The sequence below is a fragment of the Mesorhizobium sp. Primo-A genome (assembly GCF_003997175.1).
GTDB classification, from domain to species: domain Bacteria; phylum Pseudomonadota; class Alphaproteobacteria; order Rhizobiales; family Rhizobiaceae; genus Mesorhizobium; species Mesorhizobium ciceri.
In genome coordinates, this window is the sequence record NZ_RZTG01000016.1 from 69,185 (window position 1) to 88,380 (window position 19,196).

Consider the following 19,196-nt stretch of genomic DNA (forward strand, 5'->3'; position numbering starts at 1 on the left):
GTTGCTGGCTTGTCGGTGCCAGCTTGCTGTGGAAAGCACGGCAAGCTGAGTACGAGCCGGAGCTTATCGACTTTCGCTGTTAAAGAATTTAGCTATCATGGCGTTTAATCGCTAATAACAGTCAACCATGAGACAACCCCTCAGCTACCCCTGGCTCGATCTCGATGTGGATGACCCTGCCGCGCCGGCGATTGCCGTGCGCGTCGACATCCCCGACACCAGAGCGGAAGTCCCCGCCCATCGGCACCGCAAAGGCCAACTCGTCTTCGCACTCGGCGGCGGCGTCACATGCCGCGTTCCAAGCGGTCTATGGATGGTGCCGCCGCATTGCGGGGTGTGGATCCCCGGCGGCATGGAGCACAGCAATGTCGCAACCGCCAACGCCCGGATTTTTTTCGTCTACATAGAGCCGGGAGCCGCCGATCTGCCGGAGCGGTGCTGCACGTTTTCAATCTCGCCCCTGCTGCGCGAATTGATCATCGAGCTTTCCGATCGGGTGGAGGGTGACGGGGCGAGGGGCGAACTCTTGACCAAGATGCTGCTCACCGAATTGCCACGCATGCCTGTCCAGCAATTGCACCTGCCGATCTCGTCCGAGCCACGCTTGAACAGGATCGCCGAAGCGTTGGCGCAAGACCCTGCCGACCGCAGCACACTGGCGGAATGGGCCAACCGCATCGCGCTCAGCGAGAGCAGCCTCGCCCGCCTTGTGGCAAAGGAGACGGGGCTGAGTTTCGGGCGCTGGCGCCAGCAATTGCACTTGATCGTTGCAATTCGGGAACTGGCTTCCGGCAAGAGTGTCCAGCAGGTCTCGGGCGATCTCGGCTATGGTTCCGTTACGGCCTTCATCACCATGTTCAAGAAGGCGCTTGGGAAGCCGCCGGCCAAATACCTCAGCGGTATCGCGCAAAATGGCGGCTCTGCATTCGTGGCGTGATGCTCGCTTGAAAGGGTGGTCGAGCCGATCACGTTGCCAGCGTGCGAGAGTGCAGCTTGGGCTTTGGGACTCAGGCCACCGACGGCTCGGCGGTTTCGCGCCTCAACTCCGGTTTGGAACCGAGAACTTCTTCCACAATCCCGCGCGCAATCTCGCGCTCGCCCATGATCACCGTATCGGCGCCCAAACCCTTGAGATGTTCGACCTCGGCATCGGAATGGGCACGGGCGATGACGTTGATAGCGGGATTGGCGGCGCGGGCGCGGAGCACGATCTGGCCGGCTTCGAAGGCATTGGGGATCGCAAGGATCAGCCGGCTGGCGCCCTCGGGGTTGGCGGCGGCGAACACTTCGGCATTGGCCGCATTGCCGGCGACGGTCTCGACGCTGTCCGCTTTCAGCTTCGCCAGCGTCTTGTCGGCGTCCTCGATGACCAGGAAGGGCATTGCCGCGCCTTTCAGGGCCGAGCCGACCAGGCCACCGACACGGCCGTAGCCGATCAGGATGGCATGGCCGGTGAGTGCCGTCTTTGGCGGCGGCCCGTCCTCCTTTTTCGCCGCTGCCGCGACAGAGGCCACCTGGCCCGGCTCCGTCGCCGGACCAACCGGTTTTGCCTCGACCGGTGGTGCCGTCCTGGCGGCGCGCCGTTCCAGCCACGGCTTCATCCAGTCGATGGCCAGGAACATCAGCGGGTTGAGGACAATCGACAGGATCGCACCGGCCAGAATGAGGTCGCGGCCCTGTTCCGGCAGCAGCTTCAGCCCGACGCCGAGTTCAGCCAGGATGAAGGAGAACTCGCCGATCTGGGCGAGGCTTGCCGAGATTATCAGCGCCGTGGCGATGGGATAGCCGAAGGCAACAACGATGGCGAACGCGGCCAGTGATTTGCCGATGACGATGATGGCGAGCGTCGCCAGGATTGGCCAACCATTGCTGATCAGGCTGAACGGGTCGAACAGCATGCCGACCGAGACGAAGAACAGCACGGAGAAGGCATCGCGCAGCGGCAGCGATTCTTCCGCCGCGCGGTGGCTGAGTTCGGATTCGCTCATGATCATGCCGGCGAAGAAGGCGCCCAGCGCCAGCGAGACACCGAACAGTTTGGCCGCACCGAAGGCGACGCCGAGCGCGATGGCCAGAACCGCCAGCCGGAACAGTTCGCGCGAGCCGGTATGGGCGACATAGTGCAGGATCCAGGGAATGACCCGGCGGCCGACCACCAGCATGACGATGACGAAGGCGGCGACCTTGGCCAGCGTGATGCCGACGACGCCCCAGATGCCGTAGCTGGCCGGCAGCGACAGCAGGCCGCTGGCATGGGCGTCGGCCTGCTCCTGGCCGCCGAGCACGCCAGCGAGCGCCGGCAGCAGCACCAGCGCCAGCACCATGGCCAGATCCTCGACGATCAGCCAGCCGACGGCGATGCGGCCGCGCTCGGTCTCGATCATCCGCCGTTCCTGCAGGGCACGCAGCAGCACCACGGTCGAGGCGACCGACAACGCCAGGCCGAACACCAGCCCCGCGCCCATCGACCAGCCGAGCATCCAGGCAAGACCAGCGCCAAGCGCGGTGGCAAAGCCGATCTGGACGATGGCGCCCGGCACGGCGATGGCACGCACCGACAGCAGATCCTTGAGCGAGAAGTGCAGCCCGACGCCGAACATCAGCAAGATGACGCCGATTTCGGCCAGTTCGTTGGCAAGCCCGGCATCGGCGACGAAGCCGGGCGTGTTCGGCCCGACCAGCACGCCGGCTATGAGATAACCGACCAGGGGCGGAATGCGGAAGCGGTTGGCGAGAGCCCCGAAGACGAAAGCCAGCCCCAGACCGGCGACGATGGTGGCGATAAGGGGCGTGTCATGCGGCATTGTCTATGGAGCGCCTTTCAAGTCAGCGATGTTGGATGAGCGCCGCCCAAGGCCGCCGCCTGTTTGCAATATGGTGGATGGTATGTCGGCGATGCAACCCGCAAAGCCGTGAAATCGACGGCGCTGCCGCGAAAATTTGACCGGCAGCTGAGAAAGCTGCCGGCCGGATCGGAATTTGTGCGGAGCTATTCGTCTCGATTCGTCAGGGCCGATCGATGATCAGGCTGCCCGCAGCAAGGCCTCGATTTCCGGTATGGCATGGTTGGTCAATGTCTTGGGAATTTCGGCGGTCACCTTGTCCCCGACCTCCTTGTGCAGCTTTTTGCGCATTGTCCCAAGCACCACCGGCGGCGCGACGAGCACGATCTCGCTGAACTCGCCGTCATGCGCGAGCTTGTAGAGCCGGGCGGCGATTTCATCGGCAAAACGCTCCTTGCCGATGCGGTGCCAGTCCGTATCCTCGACTGCGCTGCGGTGTACGGAGGGACCATCACTGTATCGGCCGGGGCTGTCACTGCCTTGCTCGCGGGTGGGCGGGTTGTCCTGCTGCATTTCCTGCACCACCTCGAGATTCGGATATTTGTTGTCACCGGCGTTCCTGAGGAAAAGCGCCTTCTCGCCATCGGCCACGATCACCCAGATACCGTGCTTGAGTATGATTGTGTTCATGATGACAGGGCTCCTTTTTAGCCGCGTGGCGACCTTTAGTTGGCATTCCGCAGCCGGATTTCGATCCGACATGACGGGCCTTTTGAGAACGCACCTCGAGCCGGTAATGTTCCAGTCGGCAGCCACGTCGGCGTTGGACATTCTGGCTATCCCGAGGTCGCGACTTTAATCTACTAACTTGGTAGAATTTAGAAAAAACAGTTTTGCGGCTTTTCTCGCCGGGCGCTAAAAGAGCCACAAATCAAGGCCTGCGACAGAAGCTTGAATCCGCTCTATCTGTAAATGAGAAATATTTTTCTCTTGGCCGGGATGCTTTCAGAAAAGCAATTGCATCCCGATAAGGGATGCGCGAGTGCGTTCCTTCTGGTTTCTCGCGCTCGCGCGTAGAACTGCAAGCTCATTGAGGATTCCGCTCGCGTCCATGTCGCACACTGCTCCCAAGCTCAACGCCTTCCCCGTGTTCATGCGGGTTGAGGGCGAAGCTGTGGCCATCGTCGGGGGCGGCGAAGAGGCGCTGGCCAAGGCGCGGCTGATCGGACAGTCGAGCGCGCTCCTGCGGATCGTCGCGGAACACGCCGAGCCCGACCTGCTCGCCTTCGTCGCCCAGGCCGGCGCGACTCATTTTGCCGCGGCTTACGAGGCGTCGCAGCTCGAAGGCGCGGTCATGGTGTTTGCCGCCAGCGGCGACGAGGAACTCGACCGCCGGGTGGCCGCGGATGCGCGCCGCCTAGGCATTCCGGTCAATGCCGTCGATCGGCCTGAGCTTTGCGATTTCTTCACCCCGGCGCTGGTCAACCGCGCGCCGGTGGCCATCGCCATCGGCACCGAGGGTGCAGGCCCGGTGCTTGCCCAAATGTTGCGCGGCCGCATCGACCGCATGCTGTCGCCGTCGCTCGGGCCGCTGGCAATTCTTGCGGCTTCGTTTCGCGGGGCTGCCGAGAAGCTGCTGCCGAGAGGCAATGCCCGCCGCCGCTTCTGGAATGATTTCTTCGCTGGCGCTCCTGCGCGCGCGGCTGAAGCCGGCCAGCTTTCGCAGGCGCATGACGCCGCCGTCGATCTTCTGCTGTCGAACACGCCCGCTTGCGGTCACATCGCGCTGGTTGGCGCCGGTCCGGGCGCCGAGGATCTATTGACCTTGCGAGCCCATCGTCTGCTGATGGAAGCCGATGTCATCGTCCATGACGCCCTTGTGCCCGAGGCGGTCGTTGCCATGGGTCGCCGCGATGCCGAGCGCCTGCCGGTCGGAAAGCGCAAGGGCTGCCACACCAAGAGCCAGGCTGAGATCAATGCGCTGCTGGTCGAGCTTGGCCGTGAAGGCAAGCGTGTCGTGCGGCTGAAGTCTGGCGATCCGCTGGTGTTCGGCCGGGCCGGCGAAGAGATGGCGGCACTTCGCGACGCCGGCATCGCCTATGAGGTGGTCCCGGGCGTCACCGCGGCCTTTGCCGCCGCCGCCGATTTCGAACTGCCGCTGACCTTGCGCGGTGTCTCCTCGTCGATGGTGTTCACCACCGGCCACGACCTCAAGGGCAATTCGCTGCCCGACTGGGCCAAGCTCGCGATTTCCGGCGCTACCGTCGCCGTCTATATGGGCCGCTCGGTGGCGGCCGAGGTTGCCGGACGGCTGATCGAGGCCGGCCTGTCGCCGGACACTGCGGTGGCCGTGGTCGAGAATGCCAGCCTCGCCAACCGGCGGCGCTTCCACGGCACGCTTGCCGACCTGCCGTCGCTGGAAGCGCGCGCCGATCTTTCCGGCCCAGTCATGACCATCATCGGCGATGCGGTCGCCGGCGCCAACTTTGAACGGTCCGAGCCGCTGGCGGCACACAGGCATGAAGGCGCGTCCAGTTCGGTCGCCGAAGGAGTTCAGCAATGAAGATACTGACCGCCAACCGCCTCACCGACGGCATCGCCGTCTGGTACGCCGATGGCGGCTGGGCCGAGACGGTGGATCATGCCGACCTCGCCCATGACAAGGCAGCCGATGACAGGCTCGAGGCGATCGGCGCCAAGGCCTATGCCGCCAACGAAGTGGTCGACGTCAATTTGATCGACGCCGAAGTCGTCAACGGCGTCGTCCAACCGGTGCGGCTGCGCGAGAAGATCCGCGCCGCCGGCCCGACCATCCGCAACGATCTCGGCAAGCAGGCTGCGCGGGCAGCATAACCAAGACACCAGGCATGGGCGGACGCGCCCTGAAAGACCAAGCATGTACCGTTACGATGAGTTCGACCACGATTTTGTCCAGGCCCGCGTCGCCGAGTTCAGCGACCAGGTGCAGCGCCGTCTTGCCGGCGAGATCACCGAGGACCAGTTCCGGCCATTGAGGCTGATGAACGGCGTCTATCTGCAGCTGCATGCCTACATGCTGCGCATCGCGGTGCCCTATGGCACGCTGAACGGCAAGCAGCTGCGCATGCTCGGCCACATCGCCCGCAAATACGACAAGGGCTACGGCCATTTCACCACGCGCCAGAACATCCAGTTCAACTGGCCGGCGCTGTCGGACATTCCGGCGATCCTGGCCGATCTCGCAAGCGTCGAGATGCACGCCATCCAGACCAGCGGCAATTGCATTCGCAACGTCACCGCCGACCACTTCGCCGGCGCTGCCGCCGACGAGGTCGCCGATCCGCGTCCCTACGCGGAAATCCTGCGCCAGTGGTCATCGGTGCATCCGGAATTCTCGTTCCTGCCGCGCAAATTCAAGATCGCGGTGACGGGGGCCGAGCGCGACCGCGCCGCCATCCAGACCCACGACATCGGCCTGCACCTGAGGAAGAACGCCGCCGGCGAACTCGGTTTCGCCGTCTATATCGGCGGCGGCCAGGGCCGCACGCCAATGGTTGCCCGCAAAATCCGCGACTTCCTGCCGGAAGCCGACCTTTTGTCCTACTGCACGGCGATCCTGCGCGTTTACAACCTCTATGGCCGCCGCGACAACAAGTACAAGGCGCGCATCAAGATCCTCGTCCATGAGACCGGGGTCGAGGAGATCACCCGCCAAATCGAGGCCGAGTGGCAAGAGTTGAAAGACGCCCAGCTGAAGCTGCCGGAAGCCGATATCCGCGCCATCGAGGCCTATTTCGCGCCACCGGCACTCGCTGAGCGGCCGGAAGGCGACCAGGCGGTCAAGCTGGCGCGGCTCGATTCCAAGGGGTTCTCGGAGTGGCTCGACCAGAATGTCGTGACGCACCGCCATCCCGATTATGCGGCTGTGACGATCTCGCTGAAGGGCATCGGCGAGGTGCCTGGCGACGCCTCGGACAGCCAGATGGACGCAATCGCCGGCATCGCCGAGACATATGGCTTTGACGAGCTGCGTGTCAGCCATGAGCAGAACCTGATCCTGCCGCATGTGGCCCGCGCCGACCTCAAGGCGGTCTATGATGCGCTGGTCGGCATCGGCCTGGCGACGGCCAATTCCAACCTGATATCGGACATCATCGCTTGCCCGGGCCTCGACTACTGCGCGCTGGCCACGGCGCGCTCGATCCCAATCGCGCAGGAAATCTCGCGCCGCTTCGCCTCGCTTGAGCGGCAGCGCGAGATCGGCGAACTGAAGCTGAAGATCTCCGGCTGCATCAACGCCTGCGGTCATCACCATGTCGGCCACATCGGCATCCTCGGCGTCGAGAAGAAGGGCTCCGAACTCTATCAGGTGACGCTGGGCGGCTCGGCCGACGAGAACACCTCGGTCGGCGAGATCATCGGCCGCGGCTTCTCTTCGGAAGAGATCACCGACGCCATCGAACAGATCGTCGAGACCTATCTCGGCCTTCGGCTCGACCCACAAGAGAAATTCATCGACGCCTACCGCCGAGTCGGTCCCGCGCCGTTCAAGGAGGCGCTCTATGCTGGCGAAGCCAAGGCCGCTTGACCGTATTGGAGACGTCGATGACGGCATCGCCGCCAAAGCGGCAGGGCTCGACGCGCTCTATGGTCATCTGAAGCCGCTCGAGATCATCGAACGCTCGGCCCGCGAACTGTTCCTCGACGAGATCGCGGCGGTGTCGTCGTTCGGCGCGGATTCGGCTGTGCTGCTGCACATGATCGCCAAGATCGACCGGACGCTGCCGGTCATCTTCCTCGACACCGGCAAGCATTTCGAGGAGACGCTCGGCTATCGCGATGCGCTCGCCGCCGATTTCGGGCTGACCAACATAAGGGTGATCAAACCCGAGGAAGCAGCACTCGAACGGATCGATCCGACGGGCAATCTGCACCAAAGCGATACCGATGCCTGCTGCGACGTGCGCAAGGTGGAGCCGCTGGCGCGCGGTGTCGCGCCATTTCGTGCCTGGCTCACTGGCCGCAAGCGTTTTCAGGCCGCGACGCGGGCAGCGCTGCCGGTGTTCGAGGCGGTCGGTCCGCGCATCCGCATCAATCCGCTGGCGCATTGGACGACATCGGACCAGGCCGACTATATGCGCGCGCATGCGCTGCGCGAAAATCCGCTGGTCGCTTATGGCTATCTGTCGATCGGCTGCTTCCCGTGCACGCAGCCGGTGCAGCCGGGCGAGGACGCGCGCAGCGGCCGCTGGGCCGGTCATGCCAAGACCGAGTGCGGCATTCACCTGTCGGGGCTGGAGAAGTCGCTGACCGACGCATCCCTTTAGGATATGCTGATATTCAGGTAAGGCTGGCCTGCAAACGGCGGCTTCCTGCGCTTCCGGTGCTCACGTACTTCAAGTATGCTCCGCTCCGGTTCTCGGAAGCCGCCATTTTCGGCGCAGCCTGACCTGAATCTCAACACATCCTTGGTTTCGTTTGACTGTTTAGGAACTTTTTGATGACTGAACCGACGACACCGGAGACCCGGCTCTGGACCCCTGCGGGTTTTCAGGAGGATGAGTGGACGCATGCCGAAAGCGCCGATGCGCTGTCCGGCAACGGCCGCTTCATCCTGCCGTTGCAAGTCTTCCTCGATCTCGATCCGGAGGTGCGCCGCTCGGCCAAGGAACGGCTCGGCGTCCTGCTGCAGCCGGGTGATCAGCTCGAGAAGGTCGCCGACCTGCTCGACCAGCTGTCGCTGGTGGCGCTGGCCTTTCCGGCCTTCAGCGACGGCCGCTCCTTCTCCAAGGGAGAGCTGCTGCGCGGCCGCTACCATTTCGAAGGTGCCGTTCGCGCTACCGGCCAGGTGCTGGTCGACCAACTGCCGCATATGCTGCGGCTGGGCTTCGACGAGTTCGAGATATCGAACCCCGTGCTGTTGAAGCGCCTGGAGGAGGGCCGCACCGGCGGATTGGGGCTCTACTACCAGCCAGCCGCCGTGCCGGAACCAAAAGGCCCGAAATACTCCTGGCGGCGCGTTCGCAGCGGCTGACGTTGCGGTAATTCCGCGCGTCTTTACAACGCCCCCTGTTCAAGCCTTCTCTTGAGCTTCCGGATGGAAAATCCGGAATGATCGGGGAGGGTCTTCATGCGTTACGACTATGTCATAGCCGGCGCTGGGTCCGCCGGCTGTGCGCTTGCCGCACGGCTTTCGGAAGACCCCTCGAAAACGGTCTGCCTGATCGAAGCTGGCGGCGAGGGCAGGGATATGCTGATCCGCGCTCCGGCTGGCATTATCGGTATGCTTTCCGGCCGGCCCAGGATCAACAATTGGGCCTTCGAAACCGTGCCGCAGCAAGGTCTTGGCGGCCGCAAGGGCTACCAGCCGCGCGGCAAGGCGCTGGGCGGCTCCAGCGCCATCAATGCGATGCTCTATGTCAGGGGCCATCGCAGCGACTATGACGAATGGGCCGATCTGGGCTGTGAGGGCTGGTCATGGGATGAGGTTCTGCCCTATTTCCGGCGCGCCGAAGGCAATGAGCGCGGCACTGATGCCCTGCATGGCGGGGACGGCCCGTTGAAAGTGTCGAACCAGCGCTCGCCGAGGCCAATCGCCAAGGCCTTCATAGAGGCTTGTGCCGAAAACCAGATTCGCGCCTTGGACGATTTCAACGGACCGGAACAAGAGGGCGCCGGCTATTTCCAGGTGACCCAATTTGCCGGTGGCGCCCGTAATGGCGAGCGCTGTTCGACTGCCGCCGCCTATCTCCATCCGGTGATGCAGCGGACCAATCTGACCGTGATCACGCGGGCGCACGCCACAGGCATCGTCCTTGACGGCAAGCGGGCCACCGGTATCCGCTACCGGACACGCAAAGGCGAGGCAGTGGCGCAGGCGTCGTGCGAGGTGATCCTGTGTGGCGGTGCCTTCGGTTCGCCGCAGTTTCTGTTGCTGTCGGGTATCGGCCCGGCGGCCGAACTTGCCGTGCATGGCGTTCCCGTCGTCCACGAATTGCCGGGCGTCGGCAAGAACCTGCAGGACCACCTCGATTTCATCGTCGGCTGGAGATCGAAGGACACCGATATGCTTGGCATGAGCCCGCGCGGCGCGTTGGGTTTCCTACGGCATATCGCGCAGTGGCGGCGGGATGGGACCGGGCTGATCGCCTCGCCGGCGGCCGAGAGCGGCGCTTTCGTCAAATCCGACCCGGCGCTTGAGCGCCCTGACCTGCAGCTGCAATTCGTCATCGGGCTGGTCGAAAACCATGCGCGCACGCTGCACTACGGCTTCGGCTTCTCCTGTCATGTCTGCATATTGCGGCCGCACTCGCGTGGCGAGGTTGGGCTGGCCAGCGCCGATCCACTTGCCGCGCCGCGCATCGATCCGCGCTTTCTCAGCGACCAGCGCGATGCGGAGCTGCTGTTGAAAGGCGTGAGGATCACCCGGCAGGTGCTGGCTTCACCGGCGCTGACGCGCTACCGGCACAAGGAAATGCACATCGCCGGCGAGCCAAGCGATGCCGATCTGATGACCCATATCCGTACCCGCGCCGACACGGTCTATCACCCGGTCGGCTCCTGTCGGATGGGCGTCGACGAGATGGCGGTGGTCGATCCGCAACTCAAGGTGCGCGGGCTTGAAGCCTTGCGTGTCGTGGACGCCTCGGTGATGCCGACACTGATTGGTGGCAACACCAATGCGCCAACCATCATGATCGCCGAAAAGGCCGCCGACATGATCAGGGCTGCCTGGTAGGAGCTCCAGGCGCGGTGCCTATAGACTGGCGGTCGTTTTACTTTTCTTGGTTTGACGCAATTGCCCCAGGGAAAACGCTACGCGCTTTCCCTGGAAACCGTTCACCACTTCTGCTGGAATTGCTTAAGCCGCCGCCCGTGCCTCGCGGAACGACACCAGCTTGCGGCGGTTCTCGTCCCACAACGCCAGTTTAACGCAGCGCAGGCTTTCCAGCAGCGTGACACGGCCGATGTCGCGCAGCTCGGGATAATCCCGCAGCACTTCCTGCAACCGGTAGCACGGCACCTTGGCGGAGAGGTGATGGACGTGATGGACACCGATGTTGCCGGTGAACCAGTTCAGCACCGGCGGGAGGTCGTAATAGGACGATCCGTGCAAGGCGGCGTGCTGGAATTCCCAGTCGACATCCTTCGCCCATTCCGTTTCCTCGAACTGGTGCTGGACATAGAACAGCCAGATGCCGGCCGAACCGGCGAGGATGACGATCGGCAGGTGGACCACCAGGAACGCGCCGGGACCGACGAACCAAATGAGGATGGCTGCTGCGACCGCGATGCCAAGATTGGTGGTCATCGACGACACCCAAGGGGTCAGGCCGCCGCGCATCATGCCGACGGGCAGCCTTTGCTCGAAGATGAACAGCCAGATCGGACCGAGCCCGAACATCACCAGCGGGTGGCGATAGAGACGATAGGCAAGGCGGCCTCGCCACGACATCTGCCGGTATTCTGCAACGGTCAGCGTCCGGATGTCGCCCATGCCGCGTTCGTCAAGATTGCCGGCGCTGGCGTGGTGGGTCGCGTGGGCGCGCCGCCAGCAATCGTAGGGCGTCAGCGTCAGGATGCCGAGCGCGCGGCCGATCCAGTCGTCCGCGTAGCGATTGGCGAAGAAGGAGCCGTGGCCGCAATCGTGCTGGATCATGAAGATGCGCACCAGAAACCCGGCCGCGGGAAGGATGAGGATCAGTCCCCACCAATGGCCATAGGCATAGGCCGCCGAGGACAGGCCCCAGAGCATGGCGAATGGAATGAGAGTGATGGCGAGTTCGACGGTGCTGCGCCGCCTGTCAGGCTTCTTGTAGCGGGCGAGAATCTTCAGCCAGGCGCGCTTGCTGTTGGCGACCGTCTCAGGGGAAATCATGTTCATCAGGAAGCATAGGCGGGGTGCCTCGCCGCCGCAAGGCGACATCACGCAAAATTACTGTGCGTAATTGTCGCGTGGCCCGGCGGTCGAGCCAGCCAACCGCCGGTTCGACCTGCTGATGATTCTGAGCGTCGGTTTTCCGCTGAGGTCGATCGCTATTCGCGATCGAGGATGGGACAGCCGCGCTCGGTGCCAAAAGTCACGCGCACGCGGTCGCCACCCTGTCTGCCGCGGACTGTGATCTCCCGGCGGCCGACGGACTCTATCCTTGCGCGGCGGATGCCCATTCGGTCTGCCTTGTCGAGGGCCCGGTCCTCCGTGCAGCCTCGTTGACGGCGGTCGCGCCGGTCGTCGCGACGGGGGCCTTCGCAATCGTCATAGGCGGGGTCGCAATCTTCCATGAGCTTCAGCCGCGGGCCATGTTTGCCCAATTGCAGCTGCAGATTGTCTGCTTGTGCCGGAAAAGCCGCCAAGGTGATGGCGCCGAGGCCGACAAGCGCCATCAGCGATGAGGTGATCGAAACCTTGCGCACTACGTCCTCCATTTTGAACCACAACACATCTATCCTTAGATGGTTCGGCTCTCCCCGGCTATTGCCGATAGGAGGTTTGCTGCCAAGATTGATTGTTGCGTTACCGCCGGCGCCAGCCGATGTCACCGCGCTCCGCCCCATCGAGGCGGTCGAGCAGTTCTCGGAGCCGGTCGGGAATGTCGGCCTCGGTGCGGAAGGCCGGCAAGGTGCGTAGAAAGCGGGTCACCGCCTCGGCACCCAACTGGCGCCTGACCTCGATGGCCAGCCCTTCTGCCTTTTCGCCCGTGTTGCGGGTCATCGTCTCAAAATCCTGTGTCGGCTTCGAAACTCCTCCAGCAAGGGAATGGTTCCCCCATCCTGCCTGTGGGGCAAGCAAAGCCGGCAGTTAAGGTAAAATTTGAATTAAAATCGAAATGCCTTGCCTGCCATTGTCCGGCCTTGGCCGGTGGCTTCCATAATCGCTTACCCCTTGATTTTTGGCTGCCAAACATCGATATCGGGCACAAAATCCACATCATTCGAGATTGACGGGAAACGGCGATGAGCGACCAGGCAAAAGACGAACGCGCGCCCGATGAAGTCGAGGCGACCGAGCCCGCAGCCGAGCGCACGGAAGGCAGCACCGACGGCGACTATGAAGCCCTTGTCCGGCTGCTGAAGGAAAATGAAGAGCTGAAGGACCGCGCGCTGCGCGTGGCGGCCGAAATGGAAAACCTGCGTCGCCGCACGGCGCGCGATGTTCACGATGCGCGCACCTACGCGGTCGCGAATTTCGCCCGCGACATGCTTTCGGTGTCGGACAATCTGCGCCGCGCGCTGGATGCGATTCCCGCCGAGGCCAAGGCATCGGGTGACGCCGGCTTCAAGGCGCTGATCGAAGGCGTCGACCTCACCGAGCGCGCCATGCTGTCGGCGCTGGAACGGCATGGGGTCAAGAAGCTCGCGCCGGAAGGCGAGAAGTTCGATCCCAATTTCCACCAGGCGATGTTCGAAGTGCCCAATCCGGACGTCCCGGCCAACACCGTGGTCCAGGTCGTGCAGCCGGGCTATTCGATCGGCGACCGCGTGCTGCGCCCGGCTATGGTCGGCGTCGCCAAAGGCGGTCCGAAGTTTGCCGCCGCTGAAGCGCCGGTCGAGCCGGGGCCGGTAAACGAGCAGGCTGAGAAAGATGCATAGTTAAGGGAGTAGGGCAGTAGGGCAGTAGGGAAAAGGGCAATCGCACCTTCCGTGCGGCTTCGTGCTAAACATACTGCCCTACTGCCCTATTCCCTTACTCCCCTGGCCTGCCATGAACCCCATCGCGCTTCTCGACTATGCCGGTGTCGCCGTCTTCGCGGCGACGGGGGCGCTTGCGGCTTCGCGCAAGCAGCTCGACATTATCGGCTTCCTGTTCCTGGCCAGCGTCACCGGGATAGGTGGCGGCACGCTTCGCGACGTCATCCTCAACCTGCCGGTTTTCTGGGTCGCCAACTCCGGCTATGTGCTGGTCTGCGCCGCGGTTGCGGTGCTGGTCTTCTTCAGCGCGCATCGTGTCGAATCGCGCTGGAAATGGCTGCTCTGGCTCGACGCCATCGGGCTCGCCGCTTTTTCGGTGATGGGCGCGGCCAAGGGGCTTGCGATTACCGGTTCGCCGGTCGTCTCCGTCATCACCGGCGTGCTCACCGCCACTTTCGGCGGCATTCTGCGCGATCTTCTTGCCGGCGAGCCATCGGTGCTGCTCAGGCCCGAAATCTATGTCACGGCGGCCCTTGCAGGTGCCGGCCTTTACACGCTTGGCGATCTTGCCGGACTGCCGCCGCTCGCCTCGGACCTTGCCGGTTTTGCTGCGGCGTTCCTTGTGCGTGGCGGCGCGCTCAAATTCGGCTGGTCGTTTCCGTCCTACAAGAGCCGGCCCGGCAGGCGGCCGGAAGATATTTTGTGAAAAGGAAGCGAATAGCGAATAGGGGTTGAACGAGATAGCTCCCGCTACTTTCTATTCGCTAGCCTCACGCAGCGAAGCGCTGGGCTTCCCCGCCATAATAGTTGACGTAGCGTGCGCCGATCTCCTTGACCGGCATCACGACGAACACATCGACCGTCGAGAATTCGCGATCGATGACGCAGCCGTCGCCGATGCGGGCGCCGACGCGCAGATAGCCCTTGACCAGAGGCGGCATCGCGGCGATCGCCGCCTTGGCATTGACCGCCTCGATCGGCATCAGGTCCATCGAGCAGTAGCGCCCGGAGACCGCGCGCACGTCCCAGGCCGAATTTGTGCGGCAGTGGTGGGCGAGGTAGGTGAGCGCCTCGGCATGCGCCGCCGGCACGGTGCCGTGAAAAGAAGCGCAACCGGTCATCACACCGATTTCGTAATGGTTGATGTAGGCCCAGATGCCTTGCCACAACGCCTCGATGGTGCGTTTCGAGCGGTATTCCGGCAAGACGCAGGAGCGGCCGAGTTCCAGGAAACGCTGGCCGGGGTGACGGGCAATGAGCTTGGTCAGCTCGAATTCACCTTCGGAATAGAAACCGCCGGCCGTGGCCGCGATTTCTTGCCGCAGCAGCCTATATGTACCGACGATACGGCGATGTTCGGGACCGGAAAGCGTGGTGTCCAAAACCAGCAGATGGTCGCAGAGTGGATCGAACCGGTCGGCGTCACGGCGGTCATGGGCCTGGAACAGGTCCTTCCTGGCGCCAAGTTCGTCGTAGAACACCCGGTAGCGCACTTCCTGCGCGGCCGCGATCTCGGCCTCGTTGCGAGCGAGCCGCACTTCAAGATTGCCTATACGGCCCAGTGCCGCGCCCTTTATGACGGAATCGACGTTACGTCCGGCAAGCAAGGCGCTGCTGGCGTTCGGCCGAGTGTCACATTCCGGCATAACTGTATGCACGAGTGATTCTCCTTCGAGCCATCCCTCTTGGCACGGGGATACGGTGTAGGTGCAACAGGATTGTGACAGTACCGTGATACGACGTCGTGGGCAATACTTCGTCGGCTGGCGAATACGATCAACCGGCTACGTTTAAGTGATCGCCCGGTGCGGAACGGGCGGTGGAAAGCTCAGGCCGCGACGACCTGGCCCTCGACGGCATTGACCAGCGCCTCGGGGTCGAGCGGCTTGGTGACAAAGCCGCTGGCGCCATGGGCCAACACCGCATGGCGGGTCTTTTCCTGGCTGTCGGCCGACAGCACCATGATCGGCACCGGCCGCACGGCACTTTCTTCCTCATGGCGGCGGATGGCGGCAATCGCGTCCAGCCCGTCCATGACCGGCATGTGCAGATCCATCAAGACCACGTCGAAGCGGTCCTTGTGCGCGGCGCCGGTGACAGCCTCGACGGCCGCCTTGCCGTTGCCGACCACCCTGACGCGATGCCCGGCCTTCAGCAGCGTGGCGCGGGCCAGCATGGCATTGATGTCATTGTCCTCGGCGATCAGCACCGACAGGCCGCGCTGGCGGTTGCCGACGGCGCGCAGTGTCGGCGCGCCGCGCTTTTCCGGCTGCGGCGGGCCGAGGCTCGGAGCATGGCTGCTCAACAGTACACGCAAAAGTGTTCCGCCGCGCACCGGCCTGGCCAGGAAGGTTGCGTAGCCGCTGGCGCGGAACTCGCCAAGCATGCCGCGATCTGTCGGCGCGATCAGCGTGATCGCCTCACAGTCGGAGAAACCGCTCTGGCGCAGGCGCTTGAGCAGCCTTCCGTCGCCTTCCTCCATCGCTGCATCGACCAGGATCGCGTCGCAGCCGGCGGCGAAAGGCGCGGCCTGTGCGGCGGTGGTGGCGATGTCGACCGCGCCACCGTTGGCACGGATGGTGCGGGCGATGGCGTCGGCCTCGACGGCGTTCTTCGACAGGATCACCACGCGTCTGCCCGAGAGAGCATTCTGGCGGCCCTGCGGCGCTTCGGTGGCCGCTGTCGCAGGGACTTCGAAGACGAACTCGGATCCCTGGCCGAGCCGGCTGGATACCGAGATCGTGCCACCCATGGCGGCCACCAGGCGCCTGGAGATGGCAAGGCCGAGGCCGGCCCCGCCATGTGTGCGTGTCGACGTGCCGTCGGCCTGCTCGAACTCCTCGAAAATGCGCTCCAGGTCGGCATCATGCAGGCCCGGACCGGTATCGGCGATGGTAAAGCATATGCGGTCGCTGGTTTCGGTGCGTGCGCGTGCAATGCTCACCAGCACGCCGCCGCTGTCGGTGAACTTGATGGCGTTGCCGATGAGGTTGAGAAGCACCTGCCTGACCTTGCCTGGATCGGCGGTGATCAATTGCGGCACGTCGGGTTCGACATGACAACCCAGCCCGATATCCTTGGCGAAGGCGCGCGCCGCCAGCAATTCGATGATGTTGTCGGCGATCTCGCGCACCGACATCGGCTGCGGCTCCGGGTCGAAACGCCCGGCTTCGATCTTGGAATAGTCGAGAAGATCCTCGATCAGGGCAAGCAATGCGCTGGCTGAGGTCGAGACGGCGCCGACATAGGTCTGCTGCTCCGGCGACAGGCTGGTGTCGGCGAGCAACCTGGCCATGCCCATGATGCCGTTCATCGGGGTGCGGATTTCATGGCTGACGGTGGCGAGGAAACGCGATTTGGCCTGGCTGGCATATTCGGCCCGTTCGCGTGCGGTGATCAGCGAGGACTCGGCGCGTTTGCGGGCGGTGATGTCGCGGGCGATGGCGCGGTGCGAAACCGCGCCACTGTCCTTGTCGCGCACCGACAGTTCGATCCAGGAGAACCAGCGCTGCCCGCTCGGCGTGCTGATAGAGACATCGGTGGAACTCAGGCACTCATGGTCGGAAAAGGCGGCATCGGGAACCATGCCGACCTCGATGCCGAGTTCCGCCAGGGTCTTGCCGGCAAGATCGCGCTGGTCGATCTCGACGAGATCGGCGAAGACCTTGTTGGCATAGACGATGTAGCCGTCGCGGTCGCGATGGATGACGAGATCTCCAAGCGCGTCGATCAGGCCACGAAAGCGCTCATCGCTCTCCTGCATCTCCCACATGCGGTCGGCCAGCGTCTCGATCTCGGCGCGGCTGCGGGCCGTGGTTTCGTCAAGAAGGGCGGCGGTGCGATGTTCGCTCCGCCTGGCGCGCAGATGCATGGCAAGGCCGGCTAGGCCGGTTGCGAGCAATGCAACGCTGATGAACATCGGTGCCCCGGTCAGGTGCGCCAGCCCGGCCATCACCACGATGGCGACGAATGTCAGAAAGGACAGGCCTTCGCGCCTGGAGAATTCCGGCTCGGGCACCAGCGGCGGCGCGGCGACGAAGCGCCGCGTCGACGCCGGCGGGAGCACCGCATCGACATCGTCGCCAGTGTCCGCCTGTTGGCTGCCGGATTGCGCGATCATGCGAAATTCTTGCCAGACAGAGCTTATGGAAAATTGCGGCGGATCGTTCCAATTTTAGCGGATGAGCGCTTTTTGCCGAGGCGCGGCGGGTTTGCCACCAGATCTGGCGATTGCATCCGCCCTTCCGGCAGTTGGGCGGAGTCACATATCCACGACGACGCGGCCGCGGATCTTGCCCTCGACGATATCGCGCGCGGCATCGACGATGCCGTCGAACCCGATGGTGCTGGACAGGCTGGCGAGCTTCTGCAGATCGAGGTCGGTGCCGATGCGGCGCCATGCCTCGAGGCGGACTGCTTTCGGCGCCATCACTGAATCGATGCCGAGCAATGAGACACCGCGCAGGATGAAGGGCGCGACGCTGGCCGGCAGGTCCATGCCGCCGGCCAGGCCGCAGGCGGCGACCGCGCCGCCATAGGAGGTCATCGAGAGCACATTGGCCAGCGTGTGGCTGCCGACAGCGTCAATACCGCCGGCCCAGCGCTCCTTGGCCAGCGGCTTGGCCGGCTGGGCAAGCTCCTCGCGCGAGATCACCTCGGCGGCGCCAAGGTCCATCAGAAAGGGGCTTTCGGCATTGCGGCCGGTGGAAGCAATGACATGGTAGCCGAGGCTGGACAGGATGGAGACCGCGACCGAGCCGACGCCGCCGGCTGCCCCCGTCACCACCACCGGGCCGCGATCGGGCAGGATGCCGTGCCGCTCCAGTGCCATGACACAGAGCATGGCGGTATATCCTGCGGTGCCGACGGCCATCGCGTCATGCGGGCTGATGCCTTGCGGCAGCGGCACCAGCCAGTCGCCCTTGACGCGGGCACGGCCTGCATAGGCACCGAAATGGGTTTCGCCGACGCCCCAGCCATTCAGCACGACCTTGTCTCCGGCGCGCCAGTCGGGATGCGAGGACGAAATGACGGTGCCGGCGAAATCGATGCCCGGCACCAGCGGCCAGCGGCGGATCACCGGCGCCTTGCCTGTGATCGCCAAGCCATCCTTGTAGTTCACCGTCGTTGCCTCGACCGCGACGGTGACATCGCCTTCCATCAGGTCGGCCTCGGTGAGATCGGTCACGGCGACCGACTGCTTTTTCTCGGCGTCACGCGAAACGAGGATGGCTTTGAAGGTTTCGGACATGTCTTTCTCCGCGATCTTGACGACATGAACTGTGCGGCGATGGCCGCACGGGGTCAATCCTTGGAAGGACTGGCTTTGGGTTCGCGCCGCCAGCCGAACAGCTCGTCGAAGACGACCAGTGCCGCACCAACCGAAATGAAGGCGTCGGCAAGGTTGAAGACGGCGAAGGACCAGACCGGCGTGTGGAACAGGATGTAGTCGATGACGTGGCCGTAGACGGCGCGGTCGATCAGATTGCCGAGCGCGCCGCCGACGATCAGCGCAAAGCCGGTGCGGGCAAGGATCTGGGACGGCGCGATCCGCGTCGCCAGGAACAGCACGAAGGCAACGACGGCGAGCGAAATGACGATCAGCCCGGTGTCGCCGAAGGACGAGAACATCGAGAAGGCGATGCCGGTATTGTAGGTGCGAAACAGCGCCAGGAAGGGCAGCAGATCAACCTTCTCCTGAAAAGGCAGATCGGCCTCGACCAGGTATTTTATCCACTGGTCGAGCGCGATGGCCGCGACGACGAGCAATGCGTAGGGAGACCATGATCTCACGGGCAGGCAACC

The 19,196-nt window shown here is 63.8% G+C and carries 18 protein-coding genes; 9 read left to right on the forward strand and 9 right to left on the reverse strand.

What is annotated here, in order from left to right:
* Positions 1-127 precede the first annotated feature (127 nt).
* Positions 128-937 (forward strand): helix-turn-helix transcriptional regulator, encoded by an 810-nt coding sequence (locus EOC83_RS26965; RefSeq protein ID WP_063169019.1) that lies wholly within the window; start codon positions 128-130, stop codon positions 935-937.
* 70 nt (positions 938-1,007) lie between these two features.
* Here EOC83_RS26965 and ybaL read toward each other — a convergent pair whose 3' ends face one another.
* Both ybaL and EOC83_RS26975 read right to left on the reverse strand, forming a co-directional pair.
* A complete protein-coding gene (ybaL, locus tag EOC83_RS26970) occupies positions 1,008-2,804 on the reverse strand; it encodes a YbaL family putative K(+) efflux transporter (protein ID WP_063169018.1) in 1,797 nt (598 codons plus the stop codon).
* Between the two features lie 219 nt (positions 2,805-3,023).
* Entirely contained in the window at positions 3,024-3,473 is a 450-nt protein-coding gene (locus EOC83_RS26975) for a host attachment family protein (RefSeq protein ID WP_013529560.1), read from the reverse strand.
* A 421-nt stretch (positions 3,474-3,894) separates the two neighbouring features.
* Between EOC83_RS26975 and cysG the strand changes: the two genes are divergently transcribed.
* The 6 genes from cysG to EOC83_RS27005 all read left to right on the forward strand — a co-directional run bounded on the left by cysG (position 3,895) and on the right by EOC83_RS27005 (position 10,500).
* Positions 3,895-5,346 (forward strand): siroheme synthase CysG, encoded by a 1,452-nt coding sequence (gene cysG / locus EOC83_RS26980; RefSeq protein WP_024502841.1) that lies wholly within the window; start codon positions 3,895-3,897, stop codon positions 5,344-5,346.
* Positions 5,343-5,636, forward strand: coding sequence for a DUF2849 domain-containing protein (locus EOC83_RS26985; RefSeq protein ID WP_013529562.1), 294 nt, complete (start codon positions 5,343-5,345; stop codon positions 5,634-5,636). The genes cysG and EOC83_RS26985 overlap by 4 nt, the downstream gene beginning before the upstream one ends.
* A gap of 43 nt (positions 5,637-5,679) precedes the next feature.
* Entirely contained in the window at positions 5,680-7,350 is a 1,671-nt protein-coding gene (locus tag EOC83_RS26990; RefSeq protein ID WP_063169017.1) for a nitrite/sulfite reductase, read from the forward strand.
* On the forward strand, positions 7,325-8,089 hold the full coding sequence (locus tag EOC83_RS26995; RefSeq protein WP_024502838.1) for a phosphoadenylyl-sulfate reductase: 765 nt from the start codon (positions 7,325-7,327) through the stop codon (positions 8,087-8,089). Before EOC83_RS26990 ends, EOC83_RS26995 begins: the two co-directional genes overlap by 26 nt.
* 173 nt (positions 8,090-8,262) lie before the next feature.
* A complete protein-coding gene (locus EOC83_RS27000) occupies positions 8,263-8,796 on the forward strand; it encodes a DUF934 domain-containing protein (protein ID WP_063169016.1) in 534 nt (177 codons plus the stop codon).
* Between the two features lie 96 nt (positions 8,797-8,892).
* Positions 8,893-10,500 (forward strand): GMC family oxidoreductase N-terminal domain-containing protein, encoded by a 1,608-nt coding sequence (locus tag EOC83_RS27005; RefSeq protein WP_063169015.1) that lies wholly within the window; start codon positions 8,893-8,895, stop codon positions 10,498-10,500.
* Positions 10,501-10,623: 123 nt separating this feature from the next.
* On the opposite strand, the gene EOC83_RS27010 is transcribed toward EOC83_RS27005, so the two are convergent.
* The 3 genes from EOC83_RS27010 to EOC83_RS27020 all read right to left on the reverse strand — a co-directional run bounded on the left by EOC83_RS27010 (position 10,624) and on the right by EOC83_RS27020 (position 12,474).
* Complete coding sequence (locus tag EOC83_RS27010; protein WP_063169014.1) at positions 10,624-11,646, reverse strand: fatty acid desaturase; 1,023 nt, start codon at positions 11,644-11,646, stop codon at positions 10,624-10,626.
* 152 nt (positions 11,647-11,798) lie between these two features.
* On the reverse strand, positions 11,799-12,302 hold the full coding sequence (locus EOC83_RS27015) for a hypothetical protein (protein WP_335916267.1): 504 nt from the start codon (positions 12,300-12,302) through the stop codon (positions 11,799-11,801).
* Entirely contained in the window at positions 12,277-12,474 is a 198-nt protein-coding gene (locus EOC83_RS27020; protein WP_024502834.1) for a hypothetical protein, read from the reverse strand. The genes EOC83_RS27015 and EOC83_RS27020 overlap by 26 nt, the downstream gene beginning before the upstream one ends.
* Positions 12,475-12,716: 242 nt before the next feature.
* Between EOC83_RS27020 and grpE the strand changes: the two genes are divergently transcribed.
* Entirely contained in the window at positions 12,717-13,352 is a 636-nt protein-coding gene (gene grpE / locus EOC83_RS27025) for a nucleotide exchange factor GrpE (RefSeq protein WP_027161324.1), read from the forward strand.
* Positions 13,353-13,464: 112 nt separating this feature from the next.
* Complete coding sequence (locus tag EOC83_RS27030) at positions 13,465-14,097, forward strand: trimeric intracellular cation channel family protein (protein WP_013529571.1); 633 nt, start codon at positions 13,465-13,467, stop codon at positions 14,095-14,097.
* 64 nt (positions 14,098-14,161) lie between these two features.
* Here EOC83_RS27030 and EOC83_RS27035 read toward each other — a convergent pair whose 3' ends face one another.
* The 4 genes from EOC83_RS27035 to lspA form a co-directional block, all read right to left on the reverse strand.
* A complete protein-coding gene (locus EOC83_RS27035) occupies positions 14,162-15,037 on the reverse strand; it encodes a GNAT family N-acetyltransferase (protein ID WP_023812526.1) in 876 nt (291 codons plus the stop codon).
* A 182-nt stretch (positions 15,038-15,219) separates the two neighbouring features.
* Positions 15,220-17,511, reverse strand: a complete 2,292-nt coding sequence (locus EOC83_RS27040) for a PAS domain-containing hybrid sensor histidine kinase/response regulator (RefSeq protein WP_027161326.1) — start codon at positions 17,509-17,511, stop codon at positions 15,220-15,222.
* A 141-nt stretch (positions 17,512-17,652) separates the two neighbouring features.
* Positions 17,653-18,642: an MDR family oxidoreductase gene (locus EOC83_RS27045; RefSeq protein WP_024502831.1), complete on the reverse strand. Its 990-nt coding sequence runs from the start codon at positions 18,640-18,642 to the stop codon at positions 17,653-17,655.
* Positions 18,643-18,695: 53 nt separating this feature from the next.
* A complete protein-coding gene (gene lspA, locus EOC83_RS27050; RefSeq protein ID WP_063169013.1) occupies positions 18,696-19,184 on the reverse strand; it encodes a signal peptidase II in 489 nt (162 codons plus the stop codon).
* Between the last annotated feature and the right edge of the window lie 12 nt (positions 19,185-19,196).

Coding starts and splice junctions, on each gene's coding strand:
- EOC83_RS26975 (WP_013529560.1), bottom strand. CDS start 3,473: ATGAACACAATCATACTCAAGCACGGTATCTGGGTGATCGTGGCCGAT.
- EOC83_RS26985 (WP_013529562.1), top strand. CDS start 5,343: ATGAAGATACTGACCGCCAACCGCCTCACCGACGGCATCGCCGTCTGG.
- EOC83_RS26990 (WP_063169017.1), top strand. CDS start 5,680: ATGTACCGTTACGATGAGTTCGACCACGATTTTGTCCAGGCCCGCGTC.
- cysG (WP_024502841.1), top strand. CDS start 3,895: ATGTCGCACACTGCTCCCAAGCTCAACGCCTTCCCCGTGTTCATGCGG.
- ybaL (WP_063169018.1), bottom strand. CDS start 2,804: ATGCCGCATGACACGCCCCTTATCGCCACCATCGTCGCCGGTCTGGGG.
- EOC83_RS27035 (WP_023812526.1), bottom strand. CDS start 15,037: ATGCCGGAATGTGACACTCGGCCGAACGCCAGCAGCGCCTTGCTTGCC.
- EOC83_RS27005 (WP_063169015.1), top strand. CDS start 8,893: ATGCGTTACGACTATGTCATAGCCGGCGCTGGGTCCGCCGGCTGTGCG.
- EOC83_RS27020 (WP_024502834.1), bottom strand. CDS start 12,474: ATGACCCGCAACACGGGCGAAAAGGCAGAAGGGCTGGCCATCGAGGTC.
- EOC83_RS26965 (WP_063169019.1), top strand. CDS start 128: ATGAGACAACCCCTCAGCTACCCCTGGCTCGATCTCGATGTGGATGAC.
- EOC83_RS27000 (WP_063169016.1), top strand. CDS start 8,263: ATGACTGAACCGACGACACCGGAGACCCGGCTCTGGACCCCTGCGGGT.
- grpE (WP_027161324.1), top strand. CDS start 12,717: ATGAGCGACCAGGCAAAAGACGAACGCGCGCCCGATGAAGTCGAGGCG.
- EOC83_RS27040 (WP_027161326.1), bottom strand. CDS start 17,511: ATGATCGCGCAATCCGGCAGCCAACAGGCGGACACTGGCGACGATGTC.
- EOC83_RS27045 (WP_024502831.1), bottom strand. CDS start 18,642: ATGTCCGAAACCTTCAAAGCCATCCTCGTTTCGCGTGACGCCGAGAAA.
- EOC83_RS26995 (WP_024502838.1), top strand. CDS start 7,325: ATGCTGGCGAAGCCAAGGCCGCTTGACCGTATTGGAGACGTCGATGAC.
- EOC83_RS27030 (WP_013529571.1), top strand. CDS start 13,465: ATGAACCCCATCGCGCTTCTCGACTATGCCGGTGTCGCCGTCTTCGCG.
- EOC83_RS27010 (WP_063169014.1), bottom strand. CDS start 11,646: ATGAACATGATTTCCCCTGAGACGGTCGCCAACAGCAAGCGCGCCTGG.